Raw genomic sequence first — 13,613 nt, 5'->3', positions numbered from 1 at the left:
AGGTTATTTTAACATAAATTGTTTTAAAAACCTAAAACGTTGCTTACATGAAAAGTGCTCCGAAAAACCGGAGCACTTTGTGAGTTACACGATATATTTTTCCGCTTGGAAAATGCCTGACGCTGCTTCGCGTTTCTTCCGGATGACATTTTTCGGCGTGATACGCGTTAATTTGCGCAGCGCGGAAAGCATCATGCGGAGTGCGTCTCCTTCTTCCATTGCAATCAGTGATTCTTTCGCGTGTGCTTCAATTTCATTTAAGGCTTCTTGTGTGAAAATTTCCGTATACATCAGCTTTTGCGCGGCTTTTTCTTCCCCATGCGCCGCGATGGCTTTTTCAGTTCTGAGCACCGCTGATTCTATTGCATACACAAGGCTGACAATGTCTGCGATGTTGACAAGCACTTCTTGTTCCTGATCAATGGATTTGCCGTATTTTTGCGCGGCAAGCCCGGCGGTAAGCAGGGCAATTTTTTTCGCCTGTCTCACGATATATTTTTCCTGTTCCAACGCACCGCTTCCCGGTTCTTCCGGCATGAGCATCATCAGCTCTCCTTGAAGCGCCTGGGCTTTTTCGAACAGAGGCAATTCTCCTTTTATTGCTTTTTTCAAAAAGGTGCTAGGCACAATCATGCGGTTGATTTCATTTGTTCCTTCAAAGATCCGGTTGATCCTTGAATCACGATATGCCCTTTCCACTTCATATTCCTGCATAAATCCGTAGCCGCCGTGGATTTGAACGCCTTCATCCACAATATAATCAAGCGTTTCAGAACCGAAAACTTTGTTAAGAGAACACTCGATGGCATATTCGGCGATTGATTTTGCTACTTGCCTTCCATCCTTTTGATCTTCCTCTGTCAGAACGCTCATGTTTTCTTCAAACAATCCGACGGTTCTGTATACTGAGCTTTCCATTGCGTATAGCTTTGAGGCCATAGTGGCGATTTTCTCCTGTGTGAGCGCGAAACTTGAAATTGGCGTATTGAATTGGCGGCGCTGATTCGCGTAAGCTGCCGACAGCTCGATGATTCGTTTGGAAGCGCCGATCGTCCCGACCGCAAGCTTATAGCGTCCGATATTTAAAATATTAAATGCGATGATGTGGCCTTTGCCGATTTCTCCAAGAAGATTTTCCTTCGGCACCTCTGCCTGATCTAAAATAAGCGTTCTGGTCGAGGACCCTTTAATCCCCATCTTCTTTTCTTCAGGGCCAGTGGACACGCCCGGATAATCTTTTTCCACAATAAACGCGGAAAACTTGTCACCGTCTATTTTGGCATAAACGACAAACACATCGGCAAATGCTGAGTTGGTGATCCACTGCTTCTCTCCATTGAGAATATAGTGAGTTCCCGCTTCATTCAAGACGGCGGTTGTTTTGGCGCCGCGTGCATCAGAACCGGAGCTGGGCTCAGTCAGTGCATACGCCGCGAATTTATTGCCGGAAGCCAAATCAGGCAAATAGGTTTCCTTCTGTTTTTGAGTTCCGAAAAAGACGATCGGCAATGAACCGATTCCGACATGGGCGCCATATGAAAGTGAAAAGCTGCCCGCCCGTGAGAATTTTTCCGTAATAAGCGCTGAGCTGATTTTATCAAGTCCGATCCCGCCGAATTCTTCCGGTACATCCGCTCCGAGCAACCCCAGATCGCCCGCTTTTTTCAAAAGCCTGACAGAGTGCTCAAACTGATGATTTTCAATTTCGTCTACAAACGGAAGCACATCATTGATGATATAGTCCTCCGTTGTTTTCGCAATCATTTTATGTTCGTCTGTGAAATCCTCCGGTGTGTAAATTTGATCATATGTGACATCCTCTATTAAAAAACTTCCGCCCTTTTGCACTTTCACCGCTTCATGTTTCATTGTTGATCCCCCTTTTAAAGTAATTCAAATACGCCTGCTGCTCCCATACCGCCGCCGATACACATTGTGACCACGCCGAATTGTTCATTTCTTCGTTTCATTTCGTGAATGAGTGACAGGGTCAGCTTTGTGCCTGTACAGCCTAGCGGGTGTCCAAGCGCAATCGCGCCTCCATTAACGTTTACTTTTTCTTCGTCTATTCCGAGTTGCCTCATGACTTGAATGGACTGTGAGGCAAAGGCTTCGTTCAATTCAAACAAACCGATGTCGCTCAATTCCAGTCCGGCAAGCTTGAGTGCGCGCGGAATGGCTTCCACAGGCCCGATTCCCATAACCTCCGGCGGAACGCCGCCTACTGCAAATGAACGGAACTTCACCAGCGGAGAAAGCCCCAAAGCATCTGCTTTTTCCCTGTCCATCAGCATCACAGCCGCCGCGCCGTCACTTGTTTGTGACGAGTTTCCCGCCGTGACGGTTCCGTCCATAGCAAACGCCGGACGCAACGATGATAAAATGTCCGTGTTCGTTTGCGGACGCACGCCTTCATCTTGGGAAAACGTAAAGCTTTTTTCACTTGGCTTATGGTCAGGCCCGATTTGTGTCACTTTCACTTCGACAGGCACAATTTCATCTTGGAATTTGCCTTCCGAAATGGCTTTTGCCGCTTTTTGGTGACTGCGTGCAGCAAATGCATCCTGATCATCGCGGGAAACGCCGTATGTTTTCGCTACCTGCTCGGCGGTATGTCCCATGCTCATGTAATACTCCGGCGCATTTTCAGCCAGCGTAATGTTCGGGCGTGTTACATGCCCCATCATCGGAACCAATGACATTGACTCCGCGCCGCCGGCGATTGCCGTATCATATGCGCCGAGCATAATTTTTTCAGCCCCATAGGCGATAGATTGCAAGCCCGAAGAGCAGTAGCGGTTGACTGTAATTGCCGGCACCGTATGCGGAAGACCCGCAAGCGCGCCGATGTTTCTTGCCATATTTAATCCCTGTTCGGCTTCCGGCATGGCGCATCCAATAATGAGGTCATCAATATTGCCTTCATAACCGCCTGCTCTTCTTAATGTTTCTTTCACACAAATAGCTCCCAAATCATCCGGACGGACTGTTGCCAATGATCCCTTTTTCGCTTTGCCGACCGGAGTTCTCGCTCCTGCCACAATGACTGCCTCTCTCATAAACACCCTCCTAATTCCGTAAAGGTTTTCCTTTTACAAGCATATGCTGCATTCTCGCTTGAGATTTCGCTTCGCCTGCAAGGCTCAGAAATGCTTCTCTTTCTATCTCCAATAAATAGTCTTCTTCAACCTCTGTGCCGAATGGAACTTTTCCTCCGGCAATCACATTGGCGAGTTTTTTCGCAATTTTCATATCGTGTTCTGACAGATAGCCTGACAGCTTCATTTGTTCTGCACCTAATAGGAGTGCCGCATATCCTGTTGCTCCGGTCACCTTGATTTTTTGTCTCGCAGGCGGACGGTAGCCATTGTCATATAATGAAGCCGCAAGTTTTTTCGCATCATACAGCAGATGATCCTGATTGATGCTGATATGGTCAACTTCTGACAATATGTTCATTTCCCGAGCTTCTTGAGCGGAACTAGAAACTTTTGCCATTGCAATGGTTTCAAATGTTTTGATTGCGGCCGGCATGATATCGGCTCCGTCTTGAAGGCCTCTCAAATGGCGGCAGTAAAGCTCTTTGTTTCCTCCTCCGCCAGGAATCAGTCCCACGCCGGATTCAACAAGCCCCATATACGATTCACTTGCCGCTTGAATCCGCGCCGCAGGCAGACATACCTCCGTGCCTCCGCCGAGCGTCATTCCGAAAGGAGCTGCGACGACGGGTTTAGAGCTGTATTTAATATTCATCATTGTCTCTTGGAAACGCCGTATCACAAGGTCTACTTCAGCGTAATTGTCATCCTGCGCTTCCATCAAAATCATGGCGAGATTCGCGCCCACACAGAAATTTTTTCCCTGATTTCCGATGACAAGCCCTTTATAATGACGGTCTGTTTCCTCTAAAGCTTTGTTGATCATTTGAATGATATCCAAACCAATCGCGTTGCTTTTTGAATGAAATTCAAGCAGCGCCACATCATCCCCAATGTCGATCAGGCTGGCTCCGCTGTTTTTAGCAATAACACCCTTAGATTCTTTAAGAGATGCGAGGTGCAGGCGTTTTTTGTTTTCTTTCACCGCTCTGTATTCACCGCGGTCATAATAAAATAGTGAGCCGTTTTCTTTGATATAGAAGGTTTCATGTCCTTTATCCAGCATTTCTTTTATCCAGCCGGGTATCGCCGCACCTTCCTGCTCCAGCTTTTCGGCTGACTGTCTGACCCCGATGGCGTCCCACATTTCAAACGGTCCGAGTTCCCATCCAAAGCCCCATTTCATCGCCTGGTCGATAGCAAGAATATGATCGGCAATCTCCCCGGTCAGCTGAGCTGAATATAGAAGTGTTGGCGACGTGATATTCCATAACAGTTGACCCGCCCGGTCCTCTGAATATATAAGCGCTTTCATTTTCGATTTAATTCCCTTAACCTGCTTCACCGCTTCGAGACCGGCTGTTCGCATTTTTGTACGCTCGCCGTATGTGAGGGTCAGCGGGTCAAGCTCATATATCGCTTTCCCCTCTTTTTTATAAAACCCTTGTCCGGCCTTGCTTCCAATCCAGCCATTTTCAAGCATTTTATTCATGAAATCAGGCAGCCGAAAAACGTCTTTTTCTTCTCCTTCAGCTTTGTCGTACACATTCCTAGCGACATGGGCAAATGTATCAAGGCCGACGACATCCAGAGTTCTGAAGGTGGCGCTCTTCGGCCTGCCGATCAGCGGGCCTGTGACGGAATCAACTTCTCCGATTTGATAGCCGCCTTTCAGCATTTCTTGGACTGTCACTAAAAGGCCGTAAGTCCCGATGCGGTTGGCGATAAAGTTTGGCGTATCTTTTGCAGCCACGACGCCTTTGCCAAGGACGTTTTCTCCAAACGACTTCATAAATGACACAACGTCCGGTGCGGTTTCTTGAATTGGAATAATCTCCAGAAGCTTTAAATATCGGGCCGGATTAAAGAAATGTGTGCCTAAGAAATGCGCCTTAAAATCATCTGATCTGCCTTCAGCCATGTCCTGCACTGAAATCCCGGATGTATTACTGGAAATAATACTGCCGGGTTTGCGATGTTCATCAACCAGAGAGAAAATTTGTTTTTTTACCTCAAGATTTTCGACAACGACTTCAATGATCCAGTCAGCTTCGTTGAGCTTTTCGGCATCATCTTCTAGGTTGCCGGGCGTAATATAGCTGAGGTTTTTGGCAGAAGTCAATGGAGCGGGCTTTTGTTTAAGCAGTTTTTTGACCGCTGTTTGACTCAGTCTGCTGCGAACTTCGGGGCTGTCTAATGTCCTGCCCTTTTTCATATCATCCTTCGTCAATTCGTTCGGCACAATATCAAGCAGCAGAACTGGGATTCCGATGTTAGCTAAATGCGCCGCGATTCCAGAACCCATGACCCCTGATCCCAAAACGGCTGCTTTCTTAATTTGTTTGTGCATGAAACATCCCCCTTGAACTTTGAATGAATAATCATTCATTTTTGAGCTAAAAAAAATGAAACCCTTTTCTTCTTTCATCTTAAAAGATTTCGGTACTGAGTTCAATAGCTAAATTGTAAATTTTTCATTTCTGTCTGTTTTAGCGCTGCGTATGAACCATTCACCATAAGGGCAACTTAAAGCCGGAGGTGAAGGGAATGGTACGAGAAAGAAAAGATCCGTCCTCAGCCGCGGTGAGCGCTGCAAGCGTAAAAGGAAATGCGGGTCCGTCTCAAAAGTATGAAGGCGGAAAACGGACAAGCCAAAACCAGCAATATAAAAAACATAACATGGAGTAACAGATTGCAGCTGCTTTCGCGGCTGTTTTTTATTTTTTGATGATTCCCTTTAACACAAAAGCCGCATTGGCCGGTCTTTCTGCAATCCTTCTCATAAAATAGCTGTACCAATCCGTACCGTACGGGACGTATACCCGCAAGCGGTATCCTTCCTTCGCAAGCTCCTTCTGCCGCTCCGGTCTGATTCCGTACAGCATTTGAAACTCAAATTGGCTGTTCGGAATGCGGTGCTTTGAAACGAGCTTTTTCGTAAATTCAATGATGGCATCGTCATGGGTCGCAACGGCGGTATAGTTTCCGCTTAACAGTTGAAGCTTAATCAAGTTTTGCAGATGAAGGTCGGTTCCTTTCTTATCCGGAAACGCCACCGCGGCAGATTCTTTATACGCTCCTTTCACCAGCCTGAGGTTCGGCTTAAGGGGATGCAAGTTCCTAATATCCTCTGCGGCGCGGTACAGGTATGCCTGGATGACGGTTCCCAGCTTTTCAAACTCCGGCTTCAGCCGTTTGTAAATCTGAAGCGTCCGCTCATAGCGTGAGTAATCTTCCATATCAATTGTTACGGCGACTTCATGGTGTTTGGCTTCTTTTAAAATCGCCTTCAAATGGGATACGGCAAGTTCTTCCGAGATGTCCAGTCCGATTGAAGTAAGCTTTAGAGACAGCTCAGAGTCCAGCTGATGTTCCGCGATTGCCCCGATCACCTGCTTACATTGCGCCGCGGTTTTTTTTGCTTCTTGTTCGGTGCGCGCATATTCGCCCAGATAATCAATTGTAGCGGAAAGACCCGCCCGATTCAGCCTCTTGACCGTTTTCACCGCAGAAGCAATTGTGTCGCCCGCAACAAATCTTCCAGCTCCTAAACGAATGCCGTATGTCTTGGCAAGCTTGGTCAGGGTTCTGTTTTTAGATAAAAACAAAAACAGGCTTCGCAACATGTGATTCCCTCCGTTTCTTAATGAATCAGCATTTTATCTGTATACATTCGCCGGCTTAAGGAAACATAAAAAGAACAGAACTATAGGAGGCGTTTTTATGGATAATCAGCAGCAAAACTCAGGTATGACACCGCCTGCTGTCATTTCGACAAAGGACCATTTGTATCTGAACGACATGCTGAACTGGAATTTAATCGCGATGAAAAAAGCCCATTTTATGGCGCAGCAATGTCAGGATCAAGCCTTAAAGCAAGAGCTTGACCGCGTTGGACAAATGCATCATGATCACTACCAGAGAATTTTAAACCACTTGAATCCAAATCAAGGGCAGCAGCCATCTGGCTACATGCAATAGGAGGCTCAAATCATGAATCAGCAAAATCAGCAAAAAATCAGCAACCCGGAAACGCCAGTGCCGGCGACTTCTCAAATGAATGACAGAGATTTCGTCAATGAGCTGCTGACAACAGAAAAATATATCACTTCTTCTTATTGCACAGCCTTGCACGAATTCAGCCATGAGTCTCTCTATCAGGATATTCAATCCATTTTTGATGAGTCACAAAAAGCGCAAAGAAAACTTTATGATCTCATGTTCCAGTATGGGTGGTACTCTATAGAGGCGGAGGATGCGCAAAAGCTGCAGCAGTCCCATCAAAAATTCCAGCAAACCCTTCAACAGCAATCGCCTTATCAGTAAGTCATACGGTAAAACCAGACCGGCGAAAGGATACGATGTTCAATGAGCATCTATCCTTTTTTGTTTTGTTTTTAATCCCTTAAGAAAAGAGTTGACTTATACTTAATCCTTATTTATATTTAATAGGCATTAATTATTTTAGTGGGTTAAATATAAATTCATATTATTTATAACAGAGGAGAAATTATGATGAATGCGGATCAAGTAATGTCTGATATTCAATTGTCACTTCAGACACTTTTCCAAAAAATACAGCCTGAAATGGTAGAAAGTATGGAAAAACAGGGTGTCACACCTGCACAATTGTTCGTTTTGGCCAGCTTAAAGAAACACGGAAGCTGCAAAATTTCTGAAATTGCAGAGCGCATGGAGGTCAAGCCAAGTGCGGTGACTTTAATGGTGGACCGCCTTGAACAAAAGAATCTTGTCGTCAGAAAACATGATACAGAAGACAGAAGAGTCATCAATATCAGCCTTACTGCTGAAGGAGATAAAAAGTTTGAAGACATTTTGACGGGAAGAAAAGCAATATTGGCACGATACCTTTCGTTTCTGACAGAAGAAGAACTGTTACAGGCAGCACAGATTACTCAAAAACTTGCTCAAGCGGCTGCTGAAACAACGGAAACATAAACATTTTTAAAGAAAAGAGGAAATGGTAGAAATGAGTACAGAAAGCAAAAATCCTAAACGCACTTTATTATTAACCGGCTTAATTATAGCCATGTTTTTTTCAGCGCTTGACGGTACGATTGTAGGAACAGCCATGCCGAAAATTGTAGGCGATCTTGGCGGTTTAAGTATGATGACCTGGTTGACTACGGCGTATCTTTTAACCTCAACGACTGTTGTCCCGATTGCCGGTAAATTAGCCGACTTATTAGGGCGCCGCGTTGTCTATGTTTCAGGTTTGATCATCTTTATGGCCGCGTCAGCACTGTGCGGAATGGCCAACAATATGACTGAATTGATTATATTCCGCGGATTACAAGGAATAGGCGGCGGTATCATGATGCCAATGGCTATGATTGTAGTCGGGGATTTATTTACAGGTAAACAGCGTGCCAAATTTCAAGGGGTCTTTGGGGCGATTTACGGTCTTGCATCCGTCATCGGACCGCAGATCGGCGGCTGGATTGTCGATACTTTAAATTGGAAATGGGTCTTTTATATTAACCTTCCTGTCGGGATTGTTGCCGTTATTTTCATTGCCAGAGGATTACAGGGCCGCAAACAAACAGGGCCGATCAATTTCGATATTGCCGGCATTTTCACCATGGTTGTCGGTGTCGTGAGCTTGCTTCTTGCTCTTAGTTTCGGAGGTAAAGATTACGCGTGGGGTTCTTGGCAGATTCTCGGATTGTTCGCGCTCGCCCTTATCGGCATTATAGGTTTTATCATAGCGGAAACAAAAGCAAAAGAACCGATTCTTCCTATGTATCTATTTAAAAACAGAACGTTTACATTCCTGAATCTGATCGGCTTCTTTATGAGTATCGGGATGTTCGGCGCAGTCACGTTTGTTCCTTTCTTTATGCAGGGGATTGTGGGTGTCAGCGCGTCTGAATCAGGCACCATTATGACGCCGATGATGGTCTCTATGATTATTACGAGTATTATCGGCGGTCAGCTTGTGTATAAAGTGGGAATTAAGCCGCAAATTATCACAGGTATGGTGATTATGGCAGGCGGGTTCCTTCTGTTAACAACATTGGACCTTGATACGAGTAAGCTTGTGGCGACAAGCTACATGGCGATCATAGGGCTTGGCATGGGTCTGGTCATGCCGATTCTCACATTAGCGCTGCAAGAGAGCTTTTCAAAAGAGGAGCTTGGAGTTGTCACCTCCTCAAGCCAGTTCTTCCGCTCCATTGGAGGAACATTTGGAATTACAGTGCTGGGGGCCGTAATGAACGCCAGATCAGGCACCCTTTTAACCGACAAACTCGTTCCTTACTTAAATTCGCTTCCGGCACAGGCCAGTTCCTTTGCCGACCAGTTTAAAGGCATGATAGACAAAGATCCGCAAGGGCTGCTTCAGTCTCTGTTCAGTCCGGAAGCAGTAAAACAAATTCCGGCGGCGTTTTCTTCACACATCGTGCCGATTTTAAAAACATCTTTGATGGATTCGCTTCACAGTGTGTTTTACGCAGGCCTCGCCTTTATTGTGATCGGAGCCGTACTCACTTTGTTCGTCAAACCGATTAAGCTTTCTAATAAAAAGGCTGGGGAGGAGCAAGAAAAAGAGGAGAAGGCAAAAGCAGTCGGATCTCCTTCCCACTAGTTTGTATGATGAGAAACCCGCAGAATTTTATTATTCCGCGGGTTTTTTGCTGTTAAAAAATGCAGTTTATCAGTCAGAACAAAAAAACAGTTTGCCGTGTGATGCTGCGCGGCAAACTGCTTTTTTATAGGTCACTATTTTTTTCGATGCTCTTCATTTAACTCTTTAATATGCTGAATGACTTCTTTAATTCCCTGTTTGGCGTCAGGATACGATTCGTTCCAATGCCTCACAAGCGGAGGCATACTTTTGGCCATGTGCGTGTACAATATCCATTGCTTCACGTCTTCTTTTAATTCAGCGTCTGTTTCACCAAGAAGAAGTTCTGTGTATTTTTCCAGTAATCCGTCGAGCTGTTCTTGTAGTTTTTGCTCCATTTTCACACCTTCCTCTCTGCGTAAAAACAAAAAAGGAGCAGCCGTTCTCTGGCAGAATCTCCTTTGCTGCGGTACTTATCCGTGAGATGAAAGAGCCGTTTCCTGAACAATACATCTGCCCCGTCCGTGCGGAATACAAAGAGGCGTTCCAAACAGCGGGTCTTGTGTCACCTGACAGTTCATAGAAAACACATTTTGCACGAGATCACAGTTTATGACTTCTTCCGGCCGGCCCTCAGCGTAAATTTGTTTGTCTTTAATCGCAACCAAATGATGGGCATAGCGGCAGGCTAAATTCAAATCATGCAGAACCATCACAATCGTCCGTTGTTCCTTTTCGTTCAGCTCAAACAGCAAATCCAGGATTTCGATCTGATGGGTCATGTCCAGATAGGTTGTCGGTTCATCAAGAAGAATAATATCCGTTTCTTGTGCGAGTGTCATTGCAATCCAAGCCCGCTGCCGCTGTCCGCCTGACAACGAATCAACGGCACGGTCAGCCATCTCTTCCAGCTTTGTCGCTTTGAGCGCTCTATTCACGGCATCCTCATCAGCTTTTGACCATTGTTTCAGCCAGTTTTGATACGGATACCTTCCTTGCTTGACCAGCTGATGCACGGTTAATCCCTCGGGAGCAGCGGGCCCCTGCGGCAGAATCGCAAGCTCCTTCGCGACCTCTTTTGTCGGCAGTTTGGCGATTGCTTTTCCTTCGAGGAGCACAGATCCGCCCTGCGGCTTCATCAGCCGCGCCAAAGAACGTAAAAGTGTCGATTTTCCGCAGCCGTTGCTGCCGATAAATACGGTTATTTCACCTTTTGGAATCGTTAAATTCAACTCATCAATAATAACAGCATCCCCGTACCCTAAGCTCAACGTTTCTGTAGAAATTGCACTCATACCCGTAACCGCTCCTTTTCGCTGACTTTAGCAACACTTATGTATTGCGCTTTTTATACTGAATGTATGTTTCTCAAATATTATCATCTATACAAGTGATAAAATAATCACTTCACTATAAGGCCATATATCCTTCATTGTAGCAGATAACAATGACTTTGAAAATCATTTTCAATTAGTTTTTGGAACGAATGCGGGCTCTTCCGGATGATGCTATTTTTTTATTTCTCTTACAGTTCCGTCGTGAAGCTTTATGTTCAAACGAAGATGGTCGTAATGGCTGTCTAAATTAAAGGATTCCAGTACATTCCGAATCGTTTCTTGATCTGTCATATGCTGATTGACCGCAAGCTCGCTCAGGATCATTTTCATTTCATCCAGCGCTTCTTCACCTTCCTGGTGAATGCCTGACAGCTTATCTTCAATTTCAGCTTTTTCATTATCCCCGTTCTTTTGGTACATGCCTTCATAGCGGTTATGCTCCCCGTTTCCATAGTTCACCTGGAGCGAGAAATGATCATAAGGCACAGGCTTCATATTTGAAACAGGCGCGTTTTCAACCGCGGAATTTCCTTGCTGTTGTTCTTCATTCAGCCGGCAGCCCGCTATCATTATCACCACGAGACAAAAGGCTCCCGTCATCCTGATCAAGCTCATTTTATTCACTCCTATAGTTTCCATTCTTTTTAGCTATGTCCAAGGGGAGGATTCCTCATTCATGAAGAAAAAACCGCAGCCTTTATGCTTTTTCACACAAAAAAGCCGGAGCCTAAAAAGACCCCGGCTATTGTATAGCTTAAGATTCGGTCAGTTGCAAAAACTCCTCAGCATCCTGTACCGCCAGACTTATGGCGTGTTCCCAAAAATCCCGTTTGGTTAAATCAGCGCCTAAGTGCTTCATCGCCAAGTCTTCCACTGTCATTGAAGCCGTATCATGCAAGAGAGCCATGTATTTTTCTTCAAACCCGGCTTTTTCCTGTAAAGCCGAAGCGTAAATGCCAAGTGAAAACAGATAGCCGAATGTATACGGAAAATGATAAAACGGCACTCTTGTAATATGAAAATGAAGCTTTGACGCCCAAAAATGCGGATGATACTCTCCTAAAGCGCCGCAGAAAGCTTCCTGTTGAGCCTCAATCATCAGCTCATTTAATCTGTCAGCCGGTACGATTCCCTGTTTTCGCTCTTCATAAAATGCCGTTTCGAATAAAAATCTGGCATGGATATTCATGAAAAACGCGACGCTTCTCTGGACTTTATCTTCAAGCAAAACAAGTTTTTGTTCCTTGGTTTCCGCCTGTTTTACTGTTGCATCAGCAACGATCATTTCCGCAAAGGTAGAAGCCGTTTCAGCTACGTTCATTGCGTAGCCTCTGTTTAACGGGCGCACATTCAGCATGGCTTCCTGATGAAACGCGTGGCCGAGTTCATGGGCTAGTGTGGCAACGTTTGAGGCACTGCCCGAATAGGTCATAAATATGCGCGACTCCCCGCTTTCCGGAAAACTTGTACAGAAGCCTCCGACCCTTTTTCCGCTGCGGTCTTCCGCTTCAATCCAGCGGTCTCGGAACGCTTTTTCGGTAAATGCTGAAAGCTTTTGGCCGAACGTCGCAAACTGACTGACAATCAAATTCGCCGCTTCATCATACGAATATTCCTTCACGTCTTCTCCGACGGGCGTTTCAACGTCATACCAATTTAGCTGGTCGACGCCAAGGAGTGACGCTTTTCTATGAAGATAATTAACAAACGGCTGCTTATGATCGGTGATGACCTGCCACATGACGTCCAGCGTTTCTTTTTTCATTCGATTAATGGCAAGCGGCTCTTTAAGCGCATTGTCCCAGCCCCGCGCTTTATAGGTTTGCAGACGGAATCCCGCCAGATGGTTTAATGTGCTGCTGAAAATGTCCTCTTCCCGCTCCCAAGCTTTATTCAGGCGCTCCCACACTGTTTTTCTGACAGAACGGTTTTGGGAAGACAGCAGATTCTCCGCCTGCCCGACGGATAATTGTTTATCTTCATACGGAATCGTGATTTTCCCGACAATCGTGTTGTACAAATCCCCCCACGCATGATAGCCGTCAACGGCCAATCCCTCGATAAGTGTTTCTTGATCTGCACTGAGCTTTTCAGCGATACGTTCTCTTCTTTCTTGTAATATGTATGCGATTTCTTGAAGATCCTGCCTGTTAAGCAGCTTTTTCCATACAGCATCATCAATGCGGGCAAGCTTATGATCGAATGTGACGAGAGCAGACTTGAAATCCGCATTCAGCCGGCTGATGCGCGCTTTGTGTTCATTGGCCTTTTGATCATTGGTATTTTGAGACTGAAGACAAATGACAAAGGCGCCCGCCTGCTGAATTTTGACGACGATCTCTTCAAACTTGCTGAGTATTCTTACCAGCTCTTCTTCATCTTCGTCAGTCTTTGGCAGCTGAAATGCATCTGTCATTTCTTTGAAAACATGCAGACTTTTGGATAGCTTTCCGATATACGCTGTAAACTCCGGAGACCCGCTTCCCCCTTTAAAAAATGTCTCAAGATCCCACGTTTCGTTTACGCCTTGCAATGTCATGACCCAAAACCCCTTTCTCACTTTCTTTCATTATAAAACAATTCTGAATT

General features: G+C 45.5%; 13 protein-coding genes. 5 read left to right on the top strand and 8 right to left on the bottom strand.

Translation table 11 applies throughout. The features are described 5' to 3' along the window. Positions 1-84: 84 nt before the first annotated feature. From AXI57_RS04020 to AXI57_RS04010, 3 genes are read right to left on the bottom strand one after another with little or no spacing between them, the layout of a single operon-like run. Positions 85-1,869, bottom strand: a complete 1,785-nt coding sequence (locus AXI57_RS04020) for an acyl-CoA dehydrogenase family protein (RefSeq protein WP_061669306.1) — start codon at positions 1,867-1,869, stop codon at positions 85-87. Positions 1,870-1,883: 14 nt separating this feature from the next. Then, entirely contained in the window at positions 1,884-3,059 is a 1,176-nt protein-coding gene (locus AXI57_RS04015; protein WP_003327007.1) for an acetyl-CoA C-acetyltransferase, read from the bottom strand. 10 nt (positions 3,060-3,069) lie between these two features. After that, positions 3,070-5,448 (bottom strand): 3-hydroxyacyl-CoA dehydrogenase/enoyl-CoA hydratase family protein, encoded by a 2,379-nt coding sequence (locus AXI57_RS04010; protein ID WP_061669305.1) that lies wholly within the window; start codon positions 5,446-5,448, stop codon positions 3,070-3,072. Between the two features lie 197 nt (positions 5,449-5,645). Here AXI57_RS04010 and AXI57_RS20635 point away from each other — a divergent pair, with 197 nt between their 5' ends. After that, positions 5,646-5,786 carry a YuzL family protein gene (locus AXI57_RS20635; RefSeq protein ID WP_003327004.1) on the top strand — a complete coding sequence of 47 codons (141 nt, stop codon included), beginning with the start codon at positions 5,646-5,648 and terminating at the stop codon, positions 5,784-5,786. A 29-nt stretch (positions 5,787-5,815) separates the two neighbouring features. On the opposite strand, the gene AXI57_RS04005 is transcribed toward AXI57_RS20635, so the two are convergent. Then, positions 5,816-6,724 (bottom strand): proline dehydrogenase family protein, encoded by a 909-nt coding sequence (locus AXI57_RS04005; protein ID WP_061669304.1) that lies wholly within the window; start codon positions 6,722-6,724, stop codon positions 5,816-5,818. Between the two features lie 97 nt (positions 6,725-6,821). Here AXI57_RS04005 and AXI57_RS04000 point away from each other — a divergent pair, with 97 nt between their 5' ends. The 4 genes from AXI57_RS04000 to AXI57_RS03985 all read left to right on the top strand — a co-directional run bounded on the left by AXI57_RS04000 (position 6,822) and on the right by AXI57_RS03985 (position 9,708). Then, a complete protein-coding gene (locus tag AXI57_RS04000; protein WP_010789878.1) occupies positions 6,822-7,079 on the top strand; it encodes a hypothetical protein in 258 nt (85 codons plus the stop codon). A 12-nt stretch (positions 7,080-7,091) separates the two neighbouring features. After that, positions 7,092-7,424, top strand: coding sequence for a spore coat protein (locus tag AXI57_RS03995; protein ID WP_003327001.1), 333 nt, complete (start codon positions 7,092-7,094; stop codon positions 7,422-7,424). A gap of 186 nt (positions 7,425-7,610) precedes the next feature. Next, on the top strand, positions 7,611-8,057 hold the full coding sequence (locus AXI57_RS03990; RefSeq protein ID WP_034717770.1) for a MarR family winged helix-turn-helix transcriptional regulator: 447 nt from the start codon (positions 7,611-7,613) through the stop codon (positions 8,055-8,057). Between the two features lie 22 nt (positions 8,058-8,079). Beyond that, on the top strand, positions 8,080-9,708 hold the full coding sequence (locus AXI57_RS03985; protein WP_010789880.1) for an MDR family MFS transporter: 1,629 nt from the start codon (positions 8,080-8,082) through the stop codon (positions 9,706-9,708). 134 nt (positions 9,709-9,842) lie between these two features. Here the strand turns inward: AXI57_RS03985 and AXI57_RS03980 are convergent, their stop codons facing one another. From AXI57_RS03980 to AXI57_RS03965, 4 genes are all read right to left on the bottom strand, one after another. Then, positions 9,843-10,085 carry a YusU family protein gene (locus tag AXI57_RS03980; protein WP_003326994.1) on the bottom strand — a complete coding sequence of 81 codons (243 nt, stop codon included), beginning with the start codon at positions 10,083-10,085 and terminating at the stop codon, positions 9,843-9,845. Between the two features lie 75 nt (positions 10,086-10,160). Next, on the bottom strand, positions 10,161-10,982 hold the full coding sequence (locus tag AXI57_RS03975) for an ABC transporter ATP-binding protein (protein WP_010789882.1): 822 nt from the start codon (positions 10,980-10,982) through the stop codon (positions 10,161-10,163). 213 nt (positions 10,983-11,195) lie between these two features. After that, positions 11,196-11,639 carry a YusW family protein gene (locus tag AXI57_RS03970; protein WP_061669303.1) on the bottom strand — a complete coding sequence of 148 codons (444 nt, stop codon included), beginning with the start codon at positions 11,637-11,639 and terminating at the stop codon, positions 11,196-11,198. 139 nt (positions 11,640-11,778) lie between these two features. Beyond that, positions 11,779-13,563, bottom strand: a complete 1,785-nt coding sequence (locus tag AXI57_RS03965; protein ID WP_061669302.1) for a M3 family oligoendopeptidase — start codon at positions 13,561-13,563, stop codon at positions 11,779-11,781. Positions 13,564-13,613: the final 50 nt, after the last annotated feature.

Source organism: Bacillus atrophaeus, from assembly GCF_001584335.1.
Lineage (GTDB): Bacteria > Bacillota > Bacilli > Bacillales > Bacillaceae > Bacillus > Bacillus atrophaeus.
This window is presented reverse-complemented; position numbering and strand designations above follow the sequence as displayed.

Coding starts and splice junctions, on each gene's coding strand:
- AXI57_RS04000 (WP_010789878.1), top strand. CDS start 6,822: ATGGATAATCAGCAGCAAAACTCAGGTATGACACCGCCTGCTGTCATT.
- AXI57_RS03975 (WP_010789882.1), bottom strand. CDS start 10,982: ATGAGTGCAATTTCTACAGAAACGTTGAGCTTAGGGTACGGGGATGCT.
- AXI57_RS04005 (WP_061669304.1), bottom strand. CDS start 6,724: ATGTTGCGAAGCCTGTTTTTGTTTTTATCTAAAAACAGAACCCTGACC.
- AXI57_RS03980 (WP_003326994.1), bottom strand. CDS start 10,085: ATGGAGCAAAAACTACAAGAACAGCTCGACGGATTACTGGAAAAATAC.
- AXI57_RS03990 (WP_034717770.1), top strand. CDS start 7,611: ATGATGAATGCGGATCAAGTAATGTCTGATATTCAATTGTCACTTCAG.
- AXI57_RS03965 (WP_061669302.1), bottom strand. CDS start 13,563: ATGACATTGCAAGGCGTAAACGAAACGTGGGATCTTGAGACATTTTTT.
- AXI57_RS03995 (WP_003327001.1), top strand. CDS start 7,092: ATGAATCAGCAAAATCAGCAAAAAATCAGCAACCCGGAAACGCCAGTG.
- AXI57_RS04020 (WP_061669306.1), bottom strand. CDS start 1,869: ATGAAACATGAAGCGGTGAAAGTGCAAAAGGGCGGAAGTTTTTTAATA.
- AXI57_RS03970 (WP_061669303.1), bottom strand. CDS start 11,639: ATGAGCTTGATCAGGATGACGGGAGCCTTTTGTCTCGTGGTGATAATG.
- AXI57_RS03985 (WP_010789880.1), top strand. CDS start 8,080: ATGGTAGAAATGAGTACAGAAAGCAAAAATCCTAAACGCACTTTATTA.
- AXI57_RS04015 (WP_003327007.1), bottom strand. CDS start 3,059: ATGAGAGAGGCAGTCATTGTGGCAGGAGCGAGAACTCCGGTCGGCAAA.
- AXI57_RS04010 (WP_061669305.1), bottom strand. CDS start 5,448: ATGCACAAACAAATTAAGAAAGCAGCCGTTTTGGGATCAGGGGTCATG.
- AXI57_RS20635 (WP_003327004.1), top strand. CDS start 5,646: ATGGTACGAGAAAGAAAAGATCCGTCCTCAGCCGCGGTGAGCGCTGCA.